Raw genomic sequence first — 23,511 nt, forward strand, 5'->3', positions numbered from 1 at the left:
TGCCCATGAAAATCTTAGAAAATATAATTGCCAATAAAAACCTCCTGTTTACAGAGGCCTCCACCGGCAGGACCATTCCTGTAGGAATGCTCTACCGTTCTCTTGGGCTGAATCCCGTGGAAAAAGGTTTGCTGTTTCTCTACAATGATAATCAGCTAAACAGTATTGAAATTCTGCTTAATTTTTACGGCACTGCCCATACCATTGCATTGCTGGGACGAAAGCTGCATCCGGATTTCAAAGATCGCCTTGAGGCAGAATACCGGCCCAAATACATTTTTGATCCTCAGAGAAATGAGATTCCAGGTTATAGCCTGAAAGAATTTTCAGATACGATTAAGATTTTTATGATGGACGATTACCAGAATGAGATCAAAATTAATTCTGAAATTAAAATCCTTTTGAGTACCTCCGGAACAACAGGAACCCCCAAACTGGTGAAGCTGTCTGATGAGAGCCTTTATCAGAATGCATTAAGTATCCTTGATTATATGCCGATCCTTGAATCTGATGTAGTTCCTTTAAATGTTCCCATCAATTTTGTATATGGTTTCTCCATATTTACCACAAACTGTATGCGTGCCGCCAGAATTGTATGCTCTGATAAAGACATTATGCAGAACGAATTTTGGAAGGAAATGGATGAGTATGGTTACAGTACTTTGGGTGGAGTTCCTTATTTGTATGAAAACCTTAACAGAATTGGCTTTTTCAGGAAAAATTCTTCGAGTTTGCGGTACTTAACCCATACCGGCGGGACCATCAATACCGAACTCAGGAAAATTATTTTTGCCTATTGTGAAGAATATTCTAAAGAATTCTTTGCTCAATACGGGCAAACCGAAGCCGGAGGAAGAATGGCATACCTTTCCACTCAAGGGCTCATGAATGAAGAAACTTCTATTGGGTCCCCTGTAAAAAACGGCAATTTCACCATCGACGAGGAAACGGGGGAATTGCTTTTTTCTCATCCCAGTATATTCGGAGGATATGCGAACACGCTGGAAGACCTTGCAGACTACCATCAGAAAAAGGTATTGCACACCGGGGATACCGCCCGGAAAGATGAGGATGGAATCTATTACATCACAGGCAGGATAAAACGCATCATGAAGCTTTTCGGCATACGCCTCAATCTTGATGAAGTTGAGTTTATCCTTAAAAATGAATTGCAGGGAACTACTTTCGCATGCCTGAACGACAAGGATAAAAAAATTGTGGTTATGTATGATCATAAGGAAACAGATCCGCAGATCATTAAAGAAACCATTAAAAACAAATTGCACATCAATCCGCAATATGTACAGACTGAATATATCGAATCCTTTCCATTATCGCCAAACGGCAAAATAAATTATCCCCTGCTACAAAACCTACAACATGAAAACCCTTAAAACTATTATATTCCTTTTTACGGTAACATTATTTTCAAATTATCTTTCAGCACAGCAAACCGACCGTATTTACGGTAAGATAATGCTGTCTGAGCAGGTACCCGTTAAAAATGCTATTCTAAGGCTTGTCAATACTTCCTATCAGGCAAAAACCAACAATTCTGGGGAATACCATTTTGATAATGTAGAGCCCGGGGAATACACCCTTCAGATAATGCTTAATGATATCGAATTGATGCGACAGACGATTACTGTTGAAAAGGATGAGGAGGAAATTGCACCGATTTATATCTCGGAGAAGAATAATGTGATTGAAGGAATTACCATCTATGGCTTCAGCAGAAACAAGTTTCTGGATAAAGACAGTACGTCGGTCTCTAAAATGCCTCTCAAAAACCTTGAAAACCCTCAGGCTTATACCAGCATTAATCAGCAGTTAATGAAAGAGCAGCTTACGTACGATGTTTCGGAAGTACTGAAAAACGTTCCGGGAATGATAAAAATGCAGGGAAGCCCGGGAAGGGGATCAGGAGACGGTAGTTTTTATTACAGTCTTCGGGGATTCCCCACTAAAGTTTCTATGGTAGATGGAGTTCCTGCCAATACCAACGGAGAAATAGACCCTTCTGATATTGAGCGGATCGAAGTGATTAAAGGGCCGTCCGGAACTCTGTACGGAGGTGCCGTAACTTCCTTTGGAGGGCTTATCAATGTTGTCACCAAAAAGCCTAAAGACTACTTCGGCGGGGAAGTTTCCTATTTAATGGGAAGCTATAATCTGAACAGAGCCACTGTTGATGTGTACGGACCGGTTACCGATTCCAGGAAGACTTTGTTCCGCTTGAATGCCGCTTATCAGTATCAGAATGGGTTCAGGGATTCTGAATTCAGGAAATCGCTGTTCGTTGCTCCTACGTTAAGTTATGAGGTCAATGACAGGCTGAAATTTGATCTAGGCGCTCAGATTTATAATTATGAAGGAACCAATACGCCTATTATTTTTCTTCCGAGAACCAGAGCTTATTTTGCACATAATCCGGATGAGCTGGGATTCGACTGGAAGAAATCCTATTCCAATAATGACATCACCTTAAAAGCTCCTTCAATCAATGTAAAAGCTGAGGCCAATTACAAAATTTCTGACCGCTGGAACTCTCAAACCTTGATTTCAAGGAACTTCAGAAAAACAGAAGGACTGTACCAGTACCAGTTCATAAGAGGAAATACCAGCGATGCCATGCTGGAGCGCAACTTGCAATGGCAGAACTCGGAGGGCTCGTCTACCAGTATACAGCAGAACTTTAACGGAGCGTTTAAACTCGGGAAAATCAAAAACAAAGTTTTGATAGGGCTGGATTTTCTTAATCAGTCTTTAAATAATAACCATTCCCCTATTGTGGCCTATGATAACATCAATGGACAAACATTGCAGGGGTATGCAAATATCTCCCGGGATCTGGTCCTGCAAAAAATCCAAACCTCTACAGCGCCTTTGGTAAGAAACAACACTTCCTCCAACCTCTACGGAGCCTACCTTTCAAACGTAACGTATATTACAGACCGTTTAATCACTCTTTTAAGCTTACGTATGGATCATTATGAAAGCAAAGGACAGCTTAATTTTAATACGAATGTCCGTACCGGAGAATTTAAACAAACAGCCTGGTCTCCAAAATTTGGATTAGTATATCAAATTATTAAAGATCACTTATCTGCCTATGGAAATTACATGAATGGTTTTAGTTACACAGCGCCTGTTACACAGCAATTGCCTGAATACAGCGGCGACATGAAACCACAAATGGCCAATCAGTGGGAATTCGGAGTAAAAGGAAACCTCTGGAGAAACAAAATTAACTTCACGGTAGGATATTATGATATTCTGGTGGACAATGTGCAGAGGGGAATCGGAGTCATTCGTGACGGAAAAGAATACAATATTACGGTTCAGGACGGAAAGCAAAGAAGCAAAGGTATTGAAATAGAAACCATGATGAATCCTGTCCAGGGGCTCAATATTGTGGCCGGATACGCTTATAACGACAGCAAATGGGAAAAGGCTGATGCTAATGTGGAAGGTCTTCGCCCGGAATCTGCCGGCCCGGCAAACGTGTTCAATTCCTGGATCAGTTATATTCTTCCCATTGAAGGGCTTAAAGGATTAGGGCTGGGCTTCGGGGTGAATCGAGTGGGCAAACAGATTACCGGCAATAAAGTGATTACCGGTCAGTTTATTTTTCCTGCCTATACTTTGATAAATGCTTCCGTTTCCCTTGAAAAAGAAAGGTACAGAATAGGATTCAAAATGAATAATTTAGGGAATTCGCAATACTTTGCAGGCCAGGGCGTAGTTGTAGCCCAGATGCCCCGAAATTTTGTAGCGGAAGTAAGTCTTAAATTCTAATGATGAAACTGAAATTCAGAAAGATTGCATATCAATTACACTTATGGCTCGGACTCACGTCCGGGCTTATCATTGTTATCATGGCATCAACAGGATGTATCCTGGCTTTTGAAGATGAACTGAAACAGCTCATACATCCCCAAAGATATTTTGTAGATAAAACAGGAAGTAAAAAATTACCTCTTTCAGAACTTTGTCTCAGGGCAGAACAAGCGCTCCCGGAAAGCCTTACCGTAAAAAGAGTCCAGATATCTTCTGACCCTTCCAGAACCTATGTATTCCGTACTTTAAAAATGAATAACGATGCGGCTACCTTTTGGGGGACTTATGTCTATTATTACAGAATATATATTGATCCGTACTCGGGGAAAGTACAGGATGTGGAAGATGCCAGAAAAGATTTTTTTGAAATTGTACTGAACCTTCACCGGAGGCTTCTGTTGGGGGAGAAAATAGGAAAAACCATTACAGGATATGCTACGATTGTGTTTACGGTCCTATTACTTTCCGGGCTGGTCATCTGGTACCCCCGAAAAATGAGCAAAGCGATGCTGAAAGGGATGTTCTTTATTAAAACATCTGCCAACTGGAAAAGGGTCAATTATGATGTTCATAATGTCTTAGGATTCTATGCTATAATCCCGTTATTATTGATCTGTTATTCTGCATTGATATGGAACTTTGAAGATCTTGATCAATGGATGGAAAAGACATTAAACGCAAACGCTCCCCAGGAAAAGAAGGCTGAAAGTAAAGTTCCTGCCGGAGCATTTACCCATCAGAAAAATATTTTGGATTTAATTGGCCATAAAGTACTCCAGGATCTTCACGGCAAAAAATCGGCACTGATCAGTTTTCCAAGAACAGAAAAGGGAACGTACTACGCTGAACTTACCATAGACAACAGATATTACCGGAATATTCATTATACTATCGACCAGTATTCGGGGGATATCCTAAAATATCAGTCTTATAAAGATAATCTGGGATCCGGCTCAGCATTAAGAGCGAGAAACTATGACCTGCACACAGGAAGTATTCTCGGAACTCCGGGCAGGCTGATCTATTTTCTGGCGGCAATCATCGCAACCTCATTGCCTGTGACGGGCTTTATCATCTATCTGAATAAAAAGAAAAAGAAGCCTAAGAAAAAATCCAAAACTTAAGGTTTGAAATAATTGATATACCTTATCCGTCAATCGCTTACATTAGCCAGCATATAATTCTAAAAAGATAAAATCATCCTTTTATAAAGGCTCAGAGCATCATAATAATGCACCTCTTGTTCCGGACCTTTTTTAACTTTTCGGTTATCGTCAGTCTTATTTTTTATGCAATAGCTCAGCATGATATTACTTTTTGTGACAGCTTGAATTCCTTACTGCCTAGAATTTTAATGCTGATGCATTATTTTTTTGACTTCCTTGTTTCCGCAAAGCCATAAGTGCCAAATAAAGAAAAGAAAGGTTAAAGGCCAGGCAGATGATAATTAGTACATCAGCCTTCATCTTCAGTACAACCGAAATGAGATATAAAAATGCCGAAATCGGAAGTGTTAGCATAAACGCCAGCAGAAGCCTGAAAAACTGGATTTTGGCATAATGAAAAGCATTGATAAAGTCATAGTAAAAGCCCAACATATTAAGGCCTAAAAAAATAAGTGCCATTGTCAATAAACCTGTATTTTCGATAATGTACTGGTTGGCTGTTGTAATGACCTCTGCAATATTTCCTAATGCATTTTTGAAAATTAATAGCGGTATTCCAAATACGGCAAGTAGCACGCCAATATAAACGATCCAAAAAAAAGATTTTTTTGAGAATTTCTCAGTTCCACCTTCTTTGTAGCTCTTAACAATGATCTTGCTAAACCGAGAAGGTCTTAAACCGTATATAATGATAAGCAAAAAATAAAATTCAAGCTGAAAAATGGTCAGTTGATAACCATTATTAGTGTTCCTGACCAGGCTTTCGTTAGGTGTCTGAATAATGAAGGAATAAAACAGTGAGCATACGGCATAGCACCTAAAAAAAAGGAAGTAGCAAAATAGGGCAATTGAGATTATTTTTGCAATCATTGCTTTTACAAGGGTTTTTCTATTGATAAAGATGAATTAAAATTTCTTTAATCATTTTTTTACTTTATAAACTTGTTTAAAATGAGAACTTCACCTTTATTTTTCCTGTGAAAAATTGCCTGTTCATAGATTAGGCTTTCCGTTTTATCACCAGAATAAATTTTTAATCCGATTTGTTTATTTCGGATTCTAATTTCGACTAATTTCAGTTCACTTAAAAATATTAGATAATAATATACTAGTTAATACCAAATTAATTAAACAACATTTCAAAACCTAAACAGCATCAATCTTTTGATGCTGTTTTTTATTCCTGAAATTGTCAAATAATAAGCAACAACCAACTGAAAATCAAATATAAAACAAGATAAAAATCATAAAAGTTTATCTCCCTGCATTGTTCTGCCTCGATCTTTTTTATTAAATTTATATATACTAATAAAATATGATAATTCATAACGTACAGAAGCTTTTCAATCTTGGATTTAATGATCCTACAGATTCTATAACGAATATGATGGAAGCATTTAATACAGAACAAAAATGTCGAGAATATTTGGAAGATTTACTTTGGTACAACGACCCAATATGTACCAATTGTTTAAGTGAACGACCTGACCATTACAGATTAAAAAAGAATGGTGAATTCAATGGTATCTATAAATGCAAAGATTGTAGAATAAATTTTAATGTGAAAATTGGAACGATGTTCGAAAATTCAGCAATTCCGCTTAAGAAATGGTTCTATGCAATCTATATTTTCACATCCCACAAAAAAGGTATTAGCAGTCATCAACTTGCAAGAGATATTGGCGTAACGCAAAAAACTGCATGGTTCATGCTTTCAAGGATTAGACATTCATTACGTTCTGAAAAAGTTAAAAGTTTTGATGGTGACACTCAAGTGGATGAGACTTACATAGGTGGTAAAAATCATAAAAAATCATGGCAAAAAAGAGTAGAAAATACCCAGGGTCGAAGTACTAAAACAAAAGCTGTTGTATTTGGTTTACTTAGTAATGGAAAAGTATCTACAGAAATCGTTCCTAACACAAAAGGGAAAACTCTCACAACGATTATTAAAAACATGGTCAAAAGAGGCTCTATTGTGGTTAGTGATGGTTGGAAAGGTTATTCACAAGTACACAAACATTACGAACATAAAAGTATACCTCATACTAGAGGTCAATATGTCAAAGATAACTATCATACAAATAGTATTGAAGGATTCTGGAGTTTACTAAAACGTGGAATTCTTGGTATTTATCATTCAGTTAGTCCAAAACATTTACAACTTTACTGTGACGAATTTTCCTTTAGATATAACACTAAAGATTTTGATGAAGGCAATAGATTTAATTTTGCTTTATATTGTGCATTTGAGGAACGACTTACTTATGAAGAGTTGATAGGTTAAAGCATGGGGCTTTCACCCCATGTTAATCTTATGAAGCAAATTTTTGATCAATAACTTCTTGTACGGGAAGTATAATATCAGAAATTTCATCCTTTCGTATTGGGTAACTATGAAAAAATGATGAACATAAATATTCCATTGGCGTTATTCTTTTTCTAAAAAGCTTATATAAATTCAAATCCATATCTGGATATTTATCTTTATTTTGTTGCTGATATTTCTCATCACGATATTGGAGTAATTCCGAATCAGTCCAGTCATCTAATTCGAACATATTATCTTGAATATCAATGATTGCACCCGTAAGAGTATTTATACAAAATCCAACACAAGTTCCAATTTCTGGAAGTTCACTCTTATTTACAAATTTTCCACTTTGATCATATTTTGAACCATCGGTTATAAAGCCGTAGCTAATTTTGCTATTTTTACAGATTCTTCTACAATATTGAAGAAATGCACCAACTTCATACTCGTCTTCATTAATAAAGTCGGCTGATTTATAGATATACCAACCATCACCATTAAAATTTTCCTCAACCAAGGGAATTTGATTTCCACCAGGGTAATGATGTAGATAGTCTTTATTCTTATATCTGATTAAAATTCCAGCATGTACAGCTTTCTTATTATAAATTTGAGTTGCAATTGCAACAAAATTTTCGGAAAGGTTTTTAGTATTATATTTGGTTAAAAGTTTTTTAAAATCCATCGTCTGCTATATCTTTTGTGATTTACTACCATATCTAAATCTTTTAGCTACTTCATTATAGTAGTAAGAAATTTCATCATTTTCTTTTAAAATAGGTTTGATACTCATTAACAATGTTCGTAAAATACCTCTGTCTTTATCTGTATATTGATTATTATAAAGTCTTAATAGTTTAATTATGTTATTTGTGTGTATATTTTCATCTTCAAGTATTTCAACAACTTTATCATGTAAATAGTCGTACTTTTCTAAAGTATTTTTTTTCTTAAATTCTTCATGCAATTTTTTGAAATAATCATAATCTTTTTCTTTTGAATAGTTTTCTATTAATATGTATTCAATATTGGTTTCTGTTCTCCACTTTTTTAATACAGATAAATTCACTTTGTTATATACACCACCCATAGCAGTTGCCTGCGGTTTCGTACAGTCAATTTTAAAATCTTTATCTCCAACAGTAATATGAACATTTGTTTTAGATTTTCCACCAGCTTCAAATATTTCACCATGTAGAAAAACAATCTCAAATTTTAATTGAACTTTTTTTCCTCTTCTTAATGGAAAGTTTTTATCTTTAAAATTCTTGGTTAAATCTTTTTCGATGTTATTTTCCTTCAATAATACACTATACTCAAGACCATTCAATTTTATTTTGTCTTGAATATTTTTGAATAATTTTGTTCTGTGAGTTTCAAAAGATTTTCCAGTAATTATTTCATCAATATCTTCTGATATTTCTGTCTTATCTGCAGGATAAATTAGTATTGTTTCGATACATCCATCTTTCATAGACAACTTTACATCTGAATTATCATTATAACTCTTAGCAAAATCGCTCAATGATTCTATAAATACTTTTAATGCATCGGCAGCATCTATAGATATGTTATCGAGACTAACTTTTTCTCCATTACTATTTGAAAGAATTTTTATTTTTAATTCATTTTCCATGGTATGTTTATCGATTTGGTAAATATATAAAAAAGTTTGAAATTGAAATTACGGTTTCCAGTAATTAGAATCTAAATTAAAATTCGTTAACGTCATAACTTGACGTGTAAAAAATTATTGTATATATATTTATTAAACAATTGACTCTGTAAACGAAATTATATCCCTAAAATTCCTTTAGAAGCACTTAAATAGTTGATAAATTCATCGGCAGATTTATTATATCCATTTGTTGTGTCATATAATTCTATTAATCCCCATAACTTATGAGTTAACTCAACCTGTTTTTTATTTAAGCTATTAGCCGATTTTGTAAGTACCGCCCATGCAGAAATATCAGCCTTTGACATTCTATTTCTTTGTATTTTGTATAATCTTACGTAATGATCAAGTTTGGGAATAGTTGCTATAATTTGTTTTCGTATGGATTCTCGATGTTCATACCAATTATCAACCTTTTTTAAATAGTCCTTATCTTTTTGTAAGACTTCAAGTGTAGCCATAGTACACCAAATTCGATAATATTTTGTTTTCACATATAGATTTTCACCTATTGTATAAGGTTTATAGCCGAGTGATTGCATAAATCTATTTATAGTTTCTCGATCAGCTTCATATTTTTGTTTTTCTTCTTTTTCCTTATTGATATTTTTAAGAAAACTTGATTCCATCATATAAAGTTTCTTGGTATTTTCATTTTCTACCAACAATACATTACTTTCAGAAAGCTCATAATATTTCATTACCTCTTCTGATAATTCATATTTAAGAAAATGTCCCGAAACATCTTGATCGTGAAAGCCCATTTTATTTGAAACAACATTAAAAGAACCTTTTAATTCATCTGAGGAAATGGGAATTTGCTCGTCAATTGAAATCATGTAAGCATTTCTTTTTTCTGAGCCATCGGTTATTTGTTTGTATTTAACAGGAGTTAAAGTCTGATAATCAAACTTTTTTAGTGTTTCATCATCAAAAGTAAATTTTGTTTGTCCTAATAAAGAGAGATTTGTTAGGATCAAAATAGAACATGATGCTACTGCTTTGAATGTAGAGAATTCAAATTTCATTGTGTGGTAGTTTTGGTTAATAATGCTTAAATAAAGCGTGGACATTGTACCACGTTAACCAAGGGCTACCACACCCTTAAAAGCAATGATACAAGCCACGCCAAAATGGCGTACCTTATATACATTATTTGCTTTTAAAGATAAAGTTCGAAAACTTCGTTGTGGTAGTTTAGGTTAGCAATAATGCAATTAGCACGATTTATTTTACATTCCTTTTTCGGAATGGTTTTTATTTTTAATAATACAAATATATAAAAAAGATTTAAGGCTGAAAAACGCAAAACCCTCTAAAATAGAGGGTTTTGATATAATGTTAAATGAAAACTTACTGATGATTGTTAAAAGTAATGCTACTTATAGATAGTTATTATACGATTATTTGGTAAATTGTAACTTAAAATTTTTTGATGACAACATATCAACTATATAAAAAACTGCAAGGTATATTAAATGATTCTATCGCTAAAGGGCATACATATTTTGAAGATGATATAATAAAGTTTGTTCCATGGCCTTTAAATACAAATACACAAGATTATAGATTTGAAAGTATTCTTAATATTGAAACTGATGTTCAAACCAGTATTAATTTTAACAATGAAGATTTTGATATTTTAATACTTTACAATAATGGTAAAATATTTAAAATAACAGACAGTGACTTAGAATTTCATAATTTTAATTATTATGAAAATTTGGTTAAAATTTATGGAACTTTCTGATTTGTTTATAAAAATCCAATGTTTCAGAATATAATTTTTCATTATGCTCACCAATATATTGATGTGCTAACATATATGAACAATATTGTTGTTGATCAACATCAATAACAAAATCATTAAAATAGTCACCACATGTCTTATAACCATATTGGTCAAAATAGCATACTGATTTAAAGTCTGCAACTTTTTGTTTATCTGGCAAATTTAGCCATTCGTTAAAAGAAGTTTTAAAATTTCTTTCTAATTGACTAACTAATAATCTAGGGTGATTATTTTTGAAAATGAAAAAATCTAATTTGACATTATGTTCTTCAGAATAAAATTGATGCTTTTGGTTGATTTCTAAACCCATAGCATCAGTCTTTTTTGGTTATGTCTTCATTTGATTTAGCGCCCTCTTCAACAGTTTCTTGATTGCTATTTTCTTCAACCAGCTTTTCTGTATTTTCTTGAATAGTTGTAACAGTAGGATTTTCTAAATTTTCTGCGATGAATTCTTTTAATGATTTCATAATAATTGAATTTAGAATATATATGCTACTCAATGAATTATAAGCTTTATTGTTGAAAGAAATTACAATACTATCAATTTTATTTCTTAATTTTATGAAAACTAAAAATTACAACTATGGCAAAAACTCCTAAAAATCAAGGTAAGACTTGGACTGAATCTGATATTGAAAAATTACAAAAATTAGCAGATAAGAATACACCTACTGGATTAATAGCATATGAACTTGGTCGATCAGAAGGGTCCATTACTAATAAAGCTCATCAGGAAAATATCTCATTACAACCTACTAATAAATCTCCTTATGATAGGAAAGTTTCTGAAGCTAAAAAGAATAATTCAAAATAGTTTAATAACAAGCCCAGCCATTTAGCTGGGCTTATTGCAGATTATATACTACTAATAATATCATCTGAAACTATTATCTAATGACCAATTTGGTCTTTCATTTTCAATTTTAGCTTTAATTTCATCATTTAATTCTGTTGGTATTTTAAGTAAGTGATTATTTATATAAGGCAATGCATATTCTGATATAGAATATGCCCAATACTGTCCTCTTATAGCAGAAACTCCAGTATTAGAAGCTTTATATATAATCATTTTATTTTCTAAACTTATAATTGTTTCGTCCAAAAATGGTAATTGAAGTGTCGATTTTCCATTAATCAAAAATTCTCTTAATGCAAATATTTCTGGATATGTCAATTGATTGATATTTTTAACAATAGTTGATTTAATTTTAATAGTAGCTCTTTTATTTCTAATTACAGAAATGATATAAGAAGTAAATGATACTAAAAGAAAACCTACAGTACTAATAAAAGTAATTCCAATATACTTTCCATACTCAGAAATAAATGATTCTAGCTTTAAATTCTGTAAGTAATTATCGGGTATAAATAATAATATTCCTGTAATTAAAAATAATAAGAAAATAAGTTTTGTCGATATTTTATCCCAATCAAACAGCCTATCAATAATCTTTTCCATACTTTAATAGCCTAAATTTATTGGTTGATATTTAAAATTTATTCCTGATTTTTTCTCAAAATATCTTTTCCCATATTCAGGGATATCTAATATCATTAAATTTTCATTATTATTAATTGGATGTTTTCCATTTAAGAAAGTAATGTTTAAGTTGTCATCATCAATAAATGTAATTTTAAAATCATTATTAGTTAAAGGTTGGATTCTAACGTTTTTCAAAAATATACTTTTACCACTGTCTTCGTCATTTTTATCAGATATACTAATAACTAGCTTATCATCACCTCCAGTCATGATTGTTATTTCTATTTTTCCATCATGATTGTAAGGTTTGATATTTAAATCTTCCCAAATACTTTGCAAATCATCAAAAGTTTTCATAATTATTATTGTTTAATAGTAAATTTATGTAATCTATATCTGATAAGCAAATAGTAACGCAAACAACACCAAAAAGATTGATGCTGTTTAGGTTTTGAAATGTTGTTTAATTAATTTGGTATTAACTAGTATATTATTATCAAATATTATTTGATAATTTTTGGTAGGTATTTAAAATATTTTCAGCTTTTGGCAGAGGAGCTTTTAGAACGTTACGGTTAGTTCTTATTACCATCTTAGACAACACAACACCAGATGATCATCTTTCAAACCTCCTTAAGCACAATCAAGTTGGAAATACTGGGGCATCCGTGTCTCCATCTTTTAAAATATTACCTGGTTTACTAATCGATCCTTATTTCTACGGGCAGATACTGGGCATCAGGCCTGCTAAATGAATGGATAACATAATTTTAATTACCTATATTTGCTTCTCCTGTGCCGTGGTCTGGTCAGATTGGATCATTGATTAATTTCCATTGCCATGTTCGATATTTTAATACAACATATTCGTCAGAAGGTTGAGCTCAACCAGGAAGATATAACATTGCTGAAAACTTTTTTCATCCAGAAAAAGCTTAACAGGAAAGAATTTCTATTGCGTGAGGGCGAAATCTGCACTCACCTTGCATTCGTATGCAACGGAATCCTGAAATCGTTTACCAGCGACGAAAAAGGCCAGGACAGGATCAGCCTTTTTGCTTTTGAAGGCTGGTGGATTTCCGATTTCAACAGTTTTATCAACCGGGAAAAAGCACTGCTGAATATTAACGCCATTGAACGCTCTGAACTGCTTCTGATCAGTTCTGACGATTATGAAACACTAACGCTCAAAATTCCGGTGATGGACCGGTATTTCAGGATTCTCTATCAAAACAGTCTGGTTACAAAAGACCGGCGGCTGATTATTTTCAATAAGTCGACTGCAGAGGAAAAGTATTTGTCACTGGTACAGACTCATCCTGATATTTTTAAGAGAATTCCCCATGCCCTTATTGCCTCTTATTTAGGGCTGAGCCCGGAAACGGTAAGCAGGATCAGAAGAAAACTGCTGTTTCAATAACCTTATTTCTTTTTAAAAACTCTTGATCCCGGTCAAGTTTTTTATGATAGACCTGTGCGTAATTTTGTTAAGCTCATACAAGTTTAATTAAAATATGTACTATGAAAAATATTGCACTGGTTGTAGGGTCAACCGGAATTACAGGAAGCAATCTTGCTGAGGAATTAATTGCGCAAAACTGGACCACATATGGTTTAGCGAGAAACCACAGGACAGCTGTTGAAGGATTAGAAACCATTAAGGCGGATCTGTTGGATGAAGAAGGTTTAGCTGAAGCTCTTAAGGATATTTTTCCTACCCACGTTTTCTTTACTACCTGGATGCGGAAAGACACTGAAAAAGAAAATATCATCGTTAACAGCGCGATGGTAAGAAATCTGCTTAATGCCTTATCGCCTAAAAAATCAGTCCGCCATGTTGCATTGGTTACCGGGTTAAAACATTATTTAGGCCCTTTTGAAGCGTATGTAAAAGAAGGAATATTGCCTGAAACACCGGTAAGGGAAGAGCATCCCAGGTTAGCATATCCTAATTTCTATTACGCTCAGGAAGATGCAGTGTATGAAGCGGCAGAAAGAGACCATTTCTCCTGGAGCATCCACCGGCCGCATACGGTTATAGGATATGCCATTGGTAACCTGATGAATATGGGAATTACGTTAGCCGTTTATGCCAGCATATGCAAAGAAACCGGTGCAAAATTCGTATGGCCGGGTTCTGAAGCCCAGTGGAATGGATTATCTGATGTGACTGATGCTAAAATATTGGCCAAACAGCTGATTTGGGCATCAACAACGGAAGATTGTAAAAATCAGGCCTTCAATGTAACCAATGGAGATGTTTTCAGATGGAAATGGTTATGGACAAGAATTGCAGACTATTTCGGGATTGAAGCAGAAGGTTACAACGGTTCCATCAGGCCCCTTGAAAAAGAAATGGAGAATAAACAGGAAGTCTGGAGCCGGATTGCACACCAATACGGCCTTAAAGAAACCCATCTTGACCGGCTCAGCTCTGCCTGGCATACGGATCTGGATCTGGGCAGGCCGCTGGAAGTAATGACCGATATGTCCAAAAGCAGGAAATACGGTTTTACTGCATTTGAAAGCACGGAGGATTCTTTTTTCAGCTTATTCAATAAATTGAAACAGGAAAAGATAATCCCTTAAAATTACAGGATGTAATAATAAAGCCATACGCATCATTCGTATGGCTTTGTATTTACTGATTAAATGCAGCAAATTATCATTAATAGATTAATATATATCTGAAATGTATATATTAAACGACTTGCCGGTCTACCGCGTATGTAAAAACATACAGATGAGATTTGGGTCTGTGATATCTATTCTGTTCGGATTGTTGATCAGGCCACATACTCCCCTTCTTCATCCTTATGCCAGAAGGTAACCCGCTTGGCACTTACTTTTAACAAGCAGATTCCCGGTGTTTCAATTCCTTCCGGAAACCATTGCTCAAGGCCATCAACCCATTTTTTCTTTAAAACCGATTTATCTTTAATTATTGCCGCCGTTCCGTAACATTCTATAAACAGCATATCATCTGTCTGGTAAGCCAGACTTACCTTATCATCCTTCTTGATCTGATGAACTTTGTTGCTGTCCTCATACGTAAAAAACCAGGAATCCCCGTCATATTCTACTTTGCCGTTATTGCTCATCGGCCTCGAATGCGGAACCTGTCTTCCATCGTGTGTAATCATCATGCAGAAATCTAAGTCTTTCATTTTTTCTGCAATGGTTTTTAATGATGCTTTTTTCATTGTAATTTTGTTTGTATTATTTGGTGATTGTTCTGAAAATATGTTATTTTATTTCCTGTCCGCTTTTCAAAGTCGAATGGCCGGCATAATAAGTTTAATCAGCATTATTATATCATATATGCTTAACCAAAAGGTATACCGATACAATATATTTTTTGGGATTCTGACTACCTTAATGATAAAGACAATCTAAAAAATAACTCAGATATTTTAAAACGGAAGAAATGCCTGTTCCTAAACATCATTTGGGAAAGGATATATTTCTTAATACATCCGGTTAGCCCATAGCATAATACGGATCAAAGAAGGCAGATAAATCAGGCTGACTGTTGAGAAGACATTTTTTAAAACTCTTATTTTACTATAATTTTAAATTGATAGCGGCTGAAAAGCCATTTTTAACTAGGCTGAAGCCTTCGATCAGATTTCAGTGTAACGTGTAATGATCTGAAGATGAACATATAAGATACACACTTACCTACTACCCCTCTATTTTCCCTATTTATAAGCATTTGCAGCTTTATATAGCTCTTAATTTGCCTATCTTTGCAAAAAATTTTAGAACCTATTTATGAGAAGAAATTTACTTCTGGTCATTCTTTTGTCGGCCGGCTTTTCTAAAGCCCAAGTTGGGATAAATACCACATCCCCTAAAGTTACGTTGGATGTAGCTCCAAAAAACACGGATGGAACAACTGCAGAGGGAGTTATTGCTCCACGGCTTACAGGAAACCAACTTTCAGCAGCCGATTCAAAGTACACTGCTGCACATGCTGGTGTTATTGTATACGTCACTTCAGTGCCGTCACCTACTACCACTAAAACCGCAAATATTACAGCTCCCGGCTATTATTATTTTGACAGCAGCGTATGGCATGGCATGGGTGCACAGAGCACTACAACAACCCTGAGCATAAGCTCCGTCATCGATCCCAATATCCTGGGCTATGTACCGAGCAATACCGCTACAGCAGGCAACAGTGCCCCGGCTACAGTTACTATCAATGGTGTTACGGCTACACGTACCGGTATTTTTAGCTATAATGGTCACAGCTATGCGGCTTATGCTGCAGGCGGAGCAGGAATCACCTGGTATAACGCGTATAATGCAGCTAAAAATATGGGTGGTTACCTCGCTACATTTACAACGGATGCGGAATGGCAGCAGGTTGAAACCAACCTTTTGAGTGCAGCTGCATTTGATTCCCAGCAGGCATGGATTGGTTTTGCAAAGTTTTCGTGGTTTGCAGGAGCTGCGCTTACCCCTGACCCGGAAGAAAAATGGATTACAGGAGAGCAGCCGCTGCATGATTACAGTGCAGGAGGTACCAGCGCAGTAAGGAAATCCAACTGGTTTAACAGTGGAGAACCGAACAATTCCGGCGGAACAGAAGGATTTGTCATTACCTTACCCAAGAACAGCGGTACAAAAACATACGGTGGATATACGTCCACCCATACCTGGAATGATGTGGTGGCCAATTCGGCAAATACCACAGGATTTATCGTAGAATTTCAACAGTAAATAAAAATGAACAAATATTTATTATTACTGTCTTTTGCAGGATGCAGCATTGGTCTCTCTGCACAAATGGGTATAGGAACTTCCAATGTCATTTCCAGCCTTCAGGTAAATGCTTTGAAAACAGACGGAACGACATCAGAAGGAATCGGGATGCCACGCATGACGGGAGACCAGATTAAGAATGCGGGACCCAAATATACCGCAGCACAGACTGGCGCTATTGTATATGCCACCTCAATTCCAACTGCTGCAGACACGAAGACCGCCAATATTACATCCGCAGGATGCTATTACTTCGATGGCAGTATCTGGAGAAGCTTAGGGGCTGTGACCAATACTACAGTCCTCAGCTATTCAACATCAGTGGATTCTAATATCCTGGGTTATATTCCCAGCAAAACCGCCACGGCGTCATCTACTCCTGCAACCCTTACAATAGGCAGCAGTACCTATACAAAACAGGGCAATATAACCTATACTGTAAACGGGCATACCTATACCGCTTACTCCGGCAACGGGGCCATAAATTGGTTCGATGCGTACAATGCGGCCAAAAATATGGGTGGATACCTGGCTACATTTACCACGGATAACGAATGGCAGTATGTAGAACAGAACCTGTTAACCAACAATACCGTTTTCGATTCTCAGAGAACATGGATAGGCTTTGTAAAATTTTCATGGGACGCGGGATCCGCTTTGACACCGGATCCGGAAGAGAAATGGATTACAGGTGAACAGCCTTTACACGATTACAGTGCAGGGGGCCTTTCAGCTGTGAGAAAAGTCAACTGGTTTTATGATAATGAACCTAATAATGCCGGTTCAGGTGAAGGCTTTGTGCATACCTACGGGAAAAATGATAATGTGACTGTAGTAAAAAACAATTATACCTCGGTCCATCCATGGAACGATTTTCCGGCTAATAACACCGGTGTGAGCGGATTTATTGTAGAATTTCAGCAGTAAGGATCTGTTTCCTTCAGACATGGGCTTCTGAAATGGAATCAGCAGTTTATAAAAAATCCCCCGGATCAATAGATCCGGGGGATTTTTTATAAGTGTGTTTCAGCTATCCCTGCATTTTGGGGATCAGGAAGTATAATCATTGGGTCGCCAATAGCAATGCCTTTACAGATCCGGACGGCTTCTGCACTTTCTGGATTTCCAATGGATCCTTTACTATTGTAAAAGTTTTAATTTTACCTTTCTTTAGCAACGAAGAAAAATGATCCCAGGAGCATTCCCTACCATTAACCAATACCAAAATTTGAGTTTTCTGTTGCTCCAGGTTTTTACTGTTTTCTAAAAGTAATCTGCTTTGCTCATAGCTTATGTTTGTGCCAATAATGATTGGCCTCGCTTTCTTGCTGCAACTCATGATACAAAACAGTCCTGAAATTAAAATATGCCTGGTCATAATGTATTTTTATATAAAGATAGCATGATCTACAAGTCGTTCATTACGGAAAACCGCTTTACGCTGTTTAGTATTATAAGCTCCCGCACTTATAAAAGATAGAATAATATAAGCCTGACTTCATATGGCTCTCTTTATCAGCGAACAACCATTTCTACGCATCCCAATGAGGTGAAATCTATGAATTTATGATAAAATAACCGCTATCCTCAATTCGGCTTCAAATAGTTTCGATCCGGATACAGGAAAAGCCATTTTAATACCCATCTTTGTTCTACAAAATATATATAAAACATCATGCAGACAAACGAAAATAAAGTGGCACTGGTATCAGGTGCCAATACAGGAGTGGGCTTTCAGATTGCAAAAGCCCTTACAGAGAATGGATATAAAGTCTATGCAGGTTCCCGTAATCTGCAAAAAGGCGAAGCTGCTGTAGAAAAGCTGGGCGAAAAAGCCCAGGCTATCCAGCTGGATATTACCGATCCCGAATCGATCCGTAAAGCAGTACAGACCATAGAAAATGAACATGGGTATCTCACATTACTGGTTAATAATGCTGCAGTTTCACACGCCGGCGCATCCGGCCGTACCATGGAAGAAGTTCTTGGATCGCAACGCGCCAGCATTGCTTCGATCGACGAACTGAAAACGGTGTGGGATACGAATGTATTTGGGACACTTGCTTTAACGCAGGCATTTTTGCCCTTACTGAAACAGGCACCCAGCGCACGCATCGTAACTGTTTCCAGCGCACTGGGGTCTCTTACCATTAATGCAAATCCGGAGAATCCGTACCGTACAAATTTTGATGCCGTTTACGGTGCTTCCAAAACAGCCCTGAACGGGATATTCCTTTCACTCGCAATTGACCTGGAAAATACCAATATCAAAGTTCATCTTGTGAGTCCCGGATTTACGGCTACGGCACTCAACAATTTCCAGGGAACCGATTCTGTGGAAGAAGGTTCAAAGGAACCGATACGGGTAGCTCTGGCAGAAGACCTTCCGACAGGAAGTTTTACAGGGCCTGCCGACTTCAGCGGAGAAGATCATATTCTCCCTTGGTAATTTCTAACGCAAAAACCTACGGCAACGATGTTCGTAGGTTTTTTATACATTTATATTATGAAAAAGAAAGAGGATAAACTGATACGCTTTATATCCATATCCCAAAGCCACCAGGCTTTCGGTCTTCCTGCGCCACAGCATCCGCTGATCAGCCTCGTCCATTTCAATGAGGACAATCCTTTCAATACAGGGATGGCACCCATTTATGACATCCTTAGCTTTTATAAAATAACGTTCATCACAAAGAATAGCGGAAGGCTGAAATACGGGCGGGATCACTATGATTATGAGGAAGGCAGCATGCTGTTCCTGGCACCCAATCAGCTGGTAGGAAGCACCGAGTACAACAGTGAAACCTACTGCTACATTCTGCTGATCCATCCTGACTTCCTGCTGGGACACCCCATAGCCAATAAAATAAAGCAATACGGTTACTTTTCCTATTCATTCAATGAGGCCCTGCACGTTTCAGACTCAGAGAAAAAGATCATCATTTCCATATTTAAGATTATGGAACAGGAACTGAACAGCCGTGTGGATGAGTTCAGCCAGGAAGTGGTGCTTGCGCAGATCGAACTTTTACTGAGTTACGTCAACAGGTTCTACAAACGCCAGTTCATTACCCGGAAGGTGGTTAACCACAATATTCTCGAAAAAGCGGAAAAGATTCTCAATGACTATATCAGCCATCAGGAATCGCTTCATCAGGGACTTCCTACCGTACAGTACCTGTCTGAACGGCTTAACATTTCGCCCGGATATCTGAGCGATGTCCTGCGCTCGGTTATCGGGAAAAATGCCCAGCAGTATATCCGGGAGAAACTTACTGAACAGGCAAAGGTACGGCTGATGTCCACCGATCTGACGGTTGGTGAAATAGCCTATGAACTGGGGTTTGAGCATCAGCAGTCCTTCAGCAAGATGTTTAAGGCCCAGACCGGTCTCTCGCCTGTGGAGTTCAGGAACTCATTTAACGGAACTGCGCCAATGAAATAGCTCAACAGCTCATGAGTAACCCGTTTGAAATGGAGATTCATTTCCGGCTAAGCGTTCAGTTACCGGCTTGCATGCATAGAAAATTAAGTAAGTACAGATGGGATACCTTGCCTAATTTTTCTCTTTCAGATCTTTTGTTATCGTTTTCTCGGCTGCTTTCGCTTTCTGTTCCTGAGCTTCTTTTTCTTTGCGCTGCTGTCTCCTGGTCTTCTTCTCGGCACGCCTTTCCTGGCGGATGACTTTATTGGATTTTTGATTGTAGAGTGCGTCAATGATTCCCTGCCCGGTTTTACTGAAAATTTTCACTTTCGGCTTTTCGTGCGTTCCGGTAACCACAACAGGAAACCCTATGATCCCTCCGGGCAGAATTCCGACCCTGATTCTCAAATCCAGCAATCCGTTAAAGCTGGTTGTCCCGCTGATGGTTGGCCTTAAAATAGAAACTTTAAAGGTAAACTTGTCTACGTGAATCAAATTGTTCTTGATGTGGGTCTCAATATTCACCCCTTTCATATCGGGATCATTAAATGCTTTTGCTCCGATGTTGTCTCCTACCGCGGAAAGCATTTTCAGGTTTTTAACTTCCACATCCCTGAGGTTGACGACTCCCCCACCTTCCAGGGACGGATAGATCGGCTTCATATCTTTATCAAAGTCTCCTTTTAATTTATAGTCCAGGGATACAATGCCTTTGACACTTTTTGCGGCGGTAGCCATTTCACGGACCATATCTATTTCCCGGTAAGCCCGCTGCACATCAAAATCCCGAACTTTAAGTGCGATATCGTAATTTGCGGTTATCGGGGATTCATCCTGATAGCGTGCGTCAATATTCATCCTGCTTCCTACTACGTTGAGTGAGGTATTTTTAAGATATACCTGCCCTTTGTCAACAGAGGCCAGACCGAATACATTACTAAGCTTCAACCCTTTAAATTCAACCGTTTTTGCATCCGCTTCCAAAGAAACGTCCAGGTTTTTAGGGACAATAACCACTCCGCTGCTATTAGGATTTTCCGCTTTTGCATAATCCACTTCTATGGCTTTGTCAGCATTGTCACCGTTTTTCAGGGCCATGAACTCATCGATTAGGATGTATCCTGATTTCAGTTTAAACTTGCCATGAAGCATCCCCTTCCTTTCAATAAAATAATTAATGGTATTTAAAAGATATCCGTTTAAGGCGAAATCCGATTTGCCATATGTAGTTAAAAACTTCCTAAACCACATTTTCTCATTCTCAAACTGGAAATTCCCTTCTTTGATGTAAAAAGATTTCGGAAGGTATTCCGTGGTGGCTTTTATATTTTTTAAAATTAAATTCCCTCTATTATCCAGCCTGTTATACTGGCCTGTCGTTGCATAACTCTGTCGCCCGTTCAGGGAAACATCGGCCATAATAAGGCCATTGACATCAAACCCTTTCCTTGCAAATACTTTATAGATTCTTCCAACGTTCAGGACTCCTTTTGCCCTCACCTTGTACAGGACATCCTCAAAATTCTGTAAATCTGCATTTACAAAAACCGGATTGCCTTCAAAATCAAATGTAAACGGATGAAGCTGTACGCCCAGGCTTTTGAAGGTTCCATCTGTATTGACAACATTGGCCATGATTTGAATGTCCTTAATAGGATTAGGATAATATTTTGTTTTCAGCCAGCCGTTTTTCACATTAAGGTAGCCCTGTGTTTTCGGAAACAATTTTTTATCCAAGCTGAAGAGTCCGTTGGCTTTGATATTGGTATCCAAAAGGCCTTTAACTTCCATATTTTTCAGTCCCAGTGCCTGGCTCAGGGTCTGCAGGTTAACTGCACCTTTTACATCAGCAAATACCTGCATCTCATCTAAGCCTTTCGTCCTTACCACCGCTTTGAAATTATTGTTTTTACCTAAGTCAAAGCTTAAGTTTTTCAGGTCCAGCCCAAGCTGGTCTGTGTTCAGGTCAGGAAAGTCCACATTCATATCCATATTAAAATTGTTCATAGGAACGGGGGCTTTTCCACTGGATACAAATCCATCTTTGACCATCAGCCTGGCCTGTAAACGCGGCTTCAGGTTTTTAGGTTCGCTGAACCTCCCTTTAAGGCTGAAAAACAGATCACTTTTTCCTTCAATCTTGGTATCTTTTGCCCATTCCAGGTATTGCGGCGGCAAGACAGAAATCATATTGCGGACGGTTGTATTTTCAGAAGCTGCATTGATGTCAAGGTTATAGCCGTCTTTCAGGACGCTCAAAAACCCGGTAAACTTCAATGGCAGGTCATTAATTCTCAATTCATTTTTCCTCAGCACGAAAGTCAGTGCATTGGTATTGATCCTGGTGATCAGGTCTGCGTGCAGCGACTTTTGTTTGGCATAGTACGTCCTGTTTAAGCTGAAATCAAGCTTATCAATATCAAGATAGGTAGTCAGGTCAAAGATATCTTCACTCAAACCGCCTTTACCGGTATAATCCAGGCCTCTGGCATCCACCAGAACCCTGGCAGAATGGTCATTGTATTTAATATTCCAGTTCCTTAGCTTAATCAGGTCCAGCTTTATCGAAGTACCAGTGCCTGTTGTATCTTTAGGCTTTTCTGAAGGCTTTGCTATGTATACATTATAATTGGCTTCCCCTTTCGAATTGACGAAAACGTTGGCATAAGCATCGGTAACATATATTTCATCAATCTTAATCTGTCTGTTAAAAATCAGGTTTTTAAGGTTAATCCCAACAGCAACTTCTCGGGCCGACAGTAATGTATCGTTCTGAAATGGTTTTGAACCTTTAAGCAGGAAATCATCCGCAGACACGGTAAGCGAAGGAAAATGCCTGAAAAATGTGAGGTGGCTTTTTTTATAATCGAGTTTCCCGGCAAGATGCATATTGGCAAATATTTTTACCTGTTCCGAAATGGTTCCCGGAAACAATGCAGGAATAATAAATATAAGAAGAAGAACAGAACCCACAACAATTCCTGTCCATTTCAGGATTTTTATAATGATCTTTTTAACTTCCATAGAATATTTTTTATTAC

The 23,511-nt window shown here is 36.9% G+C and carries 22 protein-coding genes; 12 read left to right on the forward strand and 10 right to left on the reverse strand.

Annotation, left to right across the window (positions count from 1 at the left end; all coding sequences use genetic code 11):
* The first annotated feature begins 5 nt into the window (after positions 1 to 5).
* The 3 genes from QE404_RS08800 to QE404_RS08810 are packed head-to-tail and all read left to right on the forward strand — an operon-like array spanning position 6 to position 4,964.
* Complete coding sequence (locus tag QE404_RS08800) at positions 6 to 1,394, forward strand: AMP-binding protein (RefSeq protein WP_307453832.1); 1,389 nt, start codon at positions 6 to 8, stop codon at positions 1,392 to 1,394.
* Entirely contained in the window at positions 1,381 to 3,798 is a 2,418-nt protein-coding gene (locus QE404_RS08805; protein WP_307449409.1) for a TonB-dependent receptor, read from the forward strand. The genes QE404_RS08800 and QE404_RS08805 overlap by 14 nt, the downstream gene beginning before the upstream one ends.
* A complete protein-coding gene (locus QE404_RS08810; protein WP_307449412.1) occupies positions 3,798 to 4,964 on the forward strand; it encodes a PepSY-associated TM helix domain-containing protein in 1,167 nt (388 codons plus the stop codon). Before QE404_RS08805 ends, QE404_RS08810 begins: the two co-directional genes overlap by 1 nt.
* A 219-nt stretch (positions 4,965 to 5,183) precedes the next feature.
* On the opposite strand, the gene QE404_RS08815 is transcribed toward QE404_RS08810, so the two are convergent.
* Positions 5,184 to 5,876, reverse strand: a complete 693-nt coding sequence (locus tag QE404_RS08815) for a hypothetical protein (protein WP_307449415.1) — start codon at positions 5,874 to 5,876, stop codon at positions 5,184 to 5,186.
* Between the two features lie 445 nt (positions 5,877 to 6,321).
* Between QE404_RS08815 and QE404_RS08820 the strand changes: the two genes are divergently transcribed.
* Positions 6,322 to 7,293 carry an IS1595 family transposase gene (locus QE404_RS08820; protein ID WP_307449418.1) on the forward strand — a complete coding sequence of 324 codons (972 nt, stop codon included), beginning with the start codon at positions 6,322 to 6,324 and terminating at the stop codon, positions 7,291 to 7,293.
* 28 nt (positions 7,294 to 7,321) lie between these two features.
* On the opposite strand, the gene QE404_RS08825 is transcribed toward QE404_RS08820, so the two are convergent.
* The 3 genes from QE404_RS08825 to QE404_RS08835 all read right to left on the reverse strand — a co-directional run bounded on the left by QE404_RS08825 (position 7,322) and on the right by QE404_RS08835 (position 10,026).
* On the reverse strand, positions 7,322 to 8,005 hold the full coding sequence (locus tag QE404_RS08825) for a hypothetical protein (protein WP_307449421.1): 684 nt from the start codon (positions 8,003 to 8,005) through the stop codon (positions 7,322 to 7,324).
* Between the two features lie 6 nt (positions 8,006 to 8,011).
* The gene (locus tag QE404_RS08830; protein WP_307449422.1) at positions 8,012 to 8,956 is read right to left on the reverse strand and encodes a hypothetical protein; all 945 of its coding nucleotides are present in this window, start codon (positions 8,954 to 8,956) and stop codon (positions 8,012 to 8,014) included.
* 158 nt (positions 8,957 to 9,114) lie between these two features.
* Positions 9,115 to 10,026: a hypothetical protein gene (locus tag QE404_RS08835; RefSeq protein WP_307449425.1), complete on the reverse strand. Its 912-nt coding sequence runs from the start codon at positions 10,024 to 10,026 to the stop codon at positions 9,115 to 9,117.
* A gap of 407 nt (positions 10,027 to 10,433) precedes the next feature.
* Here QE404_RS08835 and QE404_RS08840 point away from each other — a divergent pair, with 407 nt between their 5' ends.
* Complete coding sequence (locus QE404_RS08840; protein ID WP_307449427.1) at positions 10,434 to 10,748, forward strand: hypothetical protein; 315 nt, start codon at positions 10,434 to 10,436, stop codon at positions 10,746 to 10,748.
* Here QE404_RS08840 and QE404_RS08845 read toward each other — a convergent pair.
* Together QE404_RS08845 and QE404_RS08850 are read right to left on the reverse strand one after the other, a co-directional pair.
* Positions 10,726 to 11,100 (reverse strand): hypothetical protein, encoded by a 375-nt coding sequence (locus QE404_RS08845; protein WP_307449428.1) that lies wholly within the window; start codon positions 11,098 to 11,100, stop codon positions 10,726 to 10,728. The genes QE404_RS08840 and QE404_RS08845 overlap by 23 nt on opposite strands.
* Positions 11,101 to 11,104: 4 nt before the next feature.
* Positions 11,105 to 11,260, reverse strand: coding sequence for a hypothetical protein (locus tag QE404_RS08850; RefSeq protein WP_307449429.1), 156 nt, complete (start codon positions 11,258 to 11,260; stop codon positions 11,105 to 11,107).
* 116 nt (positions 11,261 to 11,376) lie between these two features.
* Here QE404_RS08850 and QE404_RS08855 point away from each other — a divergent pair, with 116 nt between their 5' ends.
* Positions 11,377 to 11,607, forward strand: a complete 231-nt coding sequence (locus QE404_RS08855) for a hypothetical protein (protein WP_027379653.1) — start codon at positions 11,377 to 11,379, stop codon at positions 11,605 to 11,607.
* Between the two features lie 60 nt (positions 11,608 to 11,667).
* On the opposite strand, the gene QE404_RS08860 is transcribed toward QE404_RS08855, so the two are convergent.
* Together QE404_RS08860 and QE404_RS08865 are read right to left on the reverse strand one after the other, a co-directional pair.
* Entirely contained in the window at positions 11,668 to 12,252 is a 585-nt protein-coding gene (locus tag QE404_RS08860) for a super-infection exclusion protein B (protein WP_307449469.1), read from the reverse strand.
* 3 nt (positions 12,253 to 12,255) lie between these two features.
* Positions 12,256 to 12,633 (reverse strand): hypothetical protein, encoded by a 378-nt coding sequence (locus QE404_RS08865; RefSeq protein WP_307449472.1) that lies wholly within the window; start codon positions 12,631 to 12,633, stop codon positions 12,256 to 12,258.
* 484 nt (positions 12,634 to 13,117) lie between these two features.
* Here QE404_RS08865 and QE404_RS08870 point away from each other — a divergent pair, with 484 nt between their 5' ends.
* Both QE404_RS08870 and QE404_RS08875 read left to right on the forward strand, forming a co-directional pair.
* Positions 13,118 to 13,696, forward strand: coding sequence for a Crp/Fnr family transcriptional regulator (locus tag QE404_RS08870; RefSeq protein ID WP_307449474.1), 579 nt, complete (start codon positions 13,118 to 13,120; stop codon positions 13,694 to 13,696).
* 101 nt (positions 13,697 to 13,797) lie between these two features.
* Entirely contained in the window at positions 13,798 to 14,865 is a 1,068-nt protein-coding gene (locus tag QE404_RS08875; RefSeq protein WP_307449477.1) for an SDR family oxidoreductase, read from the forward strand.
* 197 nt (positions 14,866 to 15,062) lie between these two features.
* On the opposite strand, the gene QE404_RS08880 is transcribed toward QE404_RS08875, so the two are convergent.
* Positions 15,063 to 15,479 carry a pyridoxamine 5'-phosphate oxidase family protein gene (locus QE404_RS08880; RefSeq protein WP_307449480.1) on the reverse strand — a complete coding sequence of 139 codons (417 nt, stop codon included), beginning with the start codon at positions 15,477 to 15,479 and terminating at the stop codon, positions 15,063 to 15,065.
* A 571-nt stretch (positions 15,480 to 16,050) separates the two neighbouring features.
* Here QE404_RS08880 and QE404_RS08885 point away from each other — a divergent pair.
* The 4 genes from QE404_RS08885 (at position 16,051) to QE404_RS08900 (ending at position 20,491) form a co-directional block, all read left to right on the forward strand.
* Positions 16,051 to 17,004 carry a C-type lectin domain-containing protein gene (locus QE404_RS08885; RefSeq protein ID WP_307449483.1) on the forward strand — a complete coding sequence of 318 codons (954 nt, stop codon included), beginning with the start codon at positions 16,051 to 16,053 and terminating at the stop codon, positions 17,002 to 17,004.
* Positions 17,005 to 17,010: 6 nt separating this feature from the next.
* Positions 17,011 to 17,973, forward strand: coding sequence for a hypothetical protein (locus QE404_RS08890; RefSeq protein WP_307449486.1), 963 nt, complete (start codon positions 17,011 to 17,013; stop codon positions 17,971 to 17,973).
* A gap of 748 nt (positions 17,974 to 18,721) precedes the next feature.
* Positions 18,722 to 19,495, forward strand: a complete 774-nt coding sequence (locus QE404_RS08895; protein WP_307449488.1) for an SDR family NAD(P)-dependent oxidoreductase — start codon at positions 18,722 to 18,724, stop codon at positions 19,493 to 19,495.
* Between the two features lie 57 nt (positions 19,496 to 19,552).
* Positions 19,553 to 20,491, forward strand: coding sequence for a helix-turn-helix domain-containing protein (locus QE404_RS08900; RefSeq protein ID WP_307449491.1), 939 nt, complete (start codon positions 19,553 to 19,555; stop codon positions 20,489 to 20,491).
* Positions 20,492 to 20,602: 111 nt separating this feature from the next.
* Here QE404_RS08900 and QE404_RS08905 read toward each other — a convergent pair whose 3' ends face one another.
* On the reverse strand, positions 20,603 to 23,494 hold the full coding sequence (locus QE404_RS08905; RefSeq protein ID WP_307449494.1) for an AsmA-like C-terminal region-containing protein: 2,892 nt from the start codon (positions 23,492 to 23,494) through the stop codon (positions 20,603 to 20,605).
* Positions 23,495 to 23,511: the final 17 nt, after the last annotated feature.

This window comes from Chryseobacterium camelliae, from assembly GCF_030818575.1.
In the GTDB taxonomy this organism is placed as follows: Bacteria; Bacteroidota; Bacteroidia; order Flavobacteriales; family Weeksellaceae; genus Chryseobacterium; species Chryseobacterium camelliae_A.

Excerpts from the sequence above, each read along its gene's own strand:
- QE404_RS08820 (WP_307449418.1), top strand. The coding sequence starts at position 6,322 with ATGATAATTCATAACGTACAGAAGCTTTTCAATCTTGGATTTAATGAT.
- QE404_RS08900 (WP_307449491.1), top strand. The coding sequence starts at position 19,553 with ATGAAAAAGAAAGAGGATAAACTGATACGCTTTATATCCATATCCCAA.
- QE404_RS08865 (WP_307449472.1), bottom strand. The coding sequence starts at position 12,633 with ATGAAAACTTTTGATGATTTGCAAAGTATTTGGGAAGATTTAAATATC.
- QE404_RS08840 (WP_307449427.1), top strand. The coding sequence starts at position 10,434 with ATGACAACATATCAACTATATAAAAAACTGCAAGGTATATTAAATGAT.
- QE404_RS08880 (WP_307449480.1), bottom strand. The coding sequence starts at position 15,479 with ATGAAAAAAGCATCATTAAAAACCATTGCAGAAAAAATGAAAGACTTA.
- QE404_RS08845 (WP_307449428.1), bottom strand. The coding sequence starts at position 11,100 with ATGGGTTTAGAAATCAACCAAAAGCATCAATTTTATTCTGAAGAACAT.
- QE404_RS08810 (WP_307449412.1), top strand. The coding sequence starts at position 3,798 with ATGATGAAACTGAAATTCAGAAAGATTGCATATCAATTACACTTATGG.
- QE404_RS08860 (WP_307449469.1), bottom strand. The coding sequence starts at position 12,252 with ATGGAAAAGATTATTGATAGGCTGTTTGATTGGGATAAAATATCGACA.
- QE404_RS08895 (WP_307449488.1), top strand. The coding sequence starts at position 18,722 with ATGCAGACAAACGAAAATAAAGTGGCACTGGTATCAGGTGCCAATACA.
- QE404_RS08825 (WP_307449421.1), bottom strand. The coding sequence starts at position 8,005 with ATGGATTTTAAAAAACTTTTAACCAAATATAATACTAAAAACCTTTCC.
- QE404_RS08830 (WP_307449422.1), bottom strand. The coding sequence starts at position 8,956 with ATGGAAAATGAATTAAAAATAAAAATTCTTTCAAATAGTAATGGAGAA.
- QE404_RS08885 (WP_307449483.1), top strand. The coding sequence starts at position 16,051 with ATGAGAAGAAATTTACTTCTGGTCATTCTTTTGTCGGCCGGCTTTTCT.
- QE404_RS08850 (WP_307449429.1), bottom strand. The coding sequence starts at position 11,260 with ATGAAATCATTAAAAGAATTCATCGCAGAAAATTTAGAAAATCCTACT.
- QE404_RS08800 (WP_307453832.1), top strand. The coding sequence starts at position 6 with ATGAAAATCTTAGAAAATATAATTGCCAATAAAAACCTCCTGTTTACA.
- QE404_RS08875 (WP_307449477.1), top strand. The coding sequence starts at position 13,798 with ATGAAAAATATTGCACTGGTTGTAGGGTCAACCGGAATTACAGGAAGC.
- QE404_RS08890 (WP_307449486.1), top strand. The coding sequence starts at position 17,011 with ATGAACAAATATTTATTATTACTGTCTTTTGCAGGATGCAGCATTGGT.
- QE404_RS08870 (WP_307449474.1), top strand. The coding sequence starts at position 13,118 with ATGTTCGATATTTTAATACAACATATTCGTCAGAAGGTTGAGCTCAAC.
- QE404_RS08835 (WP_307449425.1), bottom strand. The coding sequence starts at position 10,026 with ATGAAATTTGAATTCTCTACATTCAAAGCAGTAGCATCATGTTCTATT.
- QE404_RS08855 (WP_027379653.1), top strand. The coding sequence starts at position 11,377 with ATGGCAAAAACTCCTAAAAATCAAGGTAAGACTTGGACTGAATCTGAT.
- QE404_RS08815 (WP_307449415.1), bottom strand. The coding sequence starts at position 5,876 with ATGATTGCAAAAATAATCTCAATTGCCCTATTTTGCTACTTCCTTTTT.
- QE404_RS08905 (WP_307449494.1), bottom strand. The coding sequence starts at position 23,494 with ATGGAAGTTAAAAAGATCATTATAAAAATCCTGAAATGGACAGGAATT.
- QE404_RS08805 (WP_307449409.1), top strand. The coding sequence starts at position 1,381 with ATGAAAACCCTTAAAACTATTATATTCCTTTTTACGGTAACATTATTT.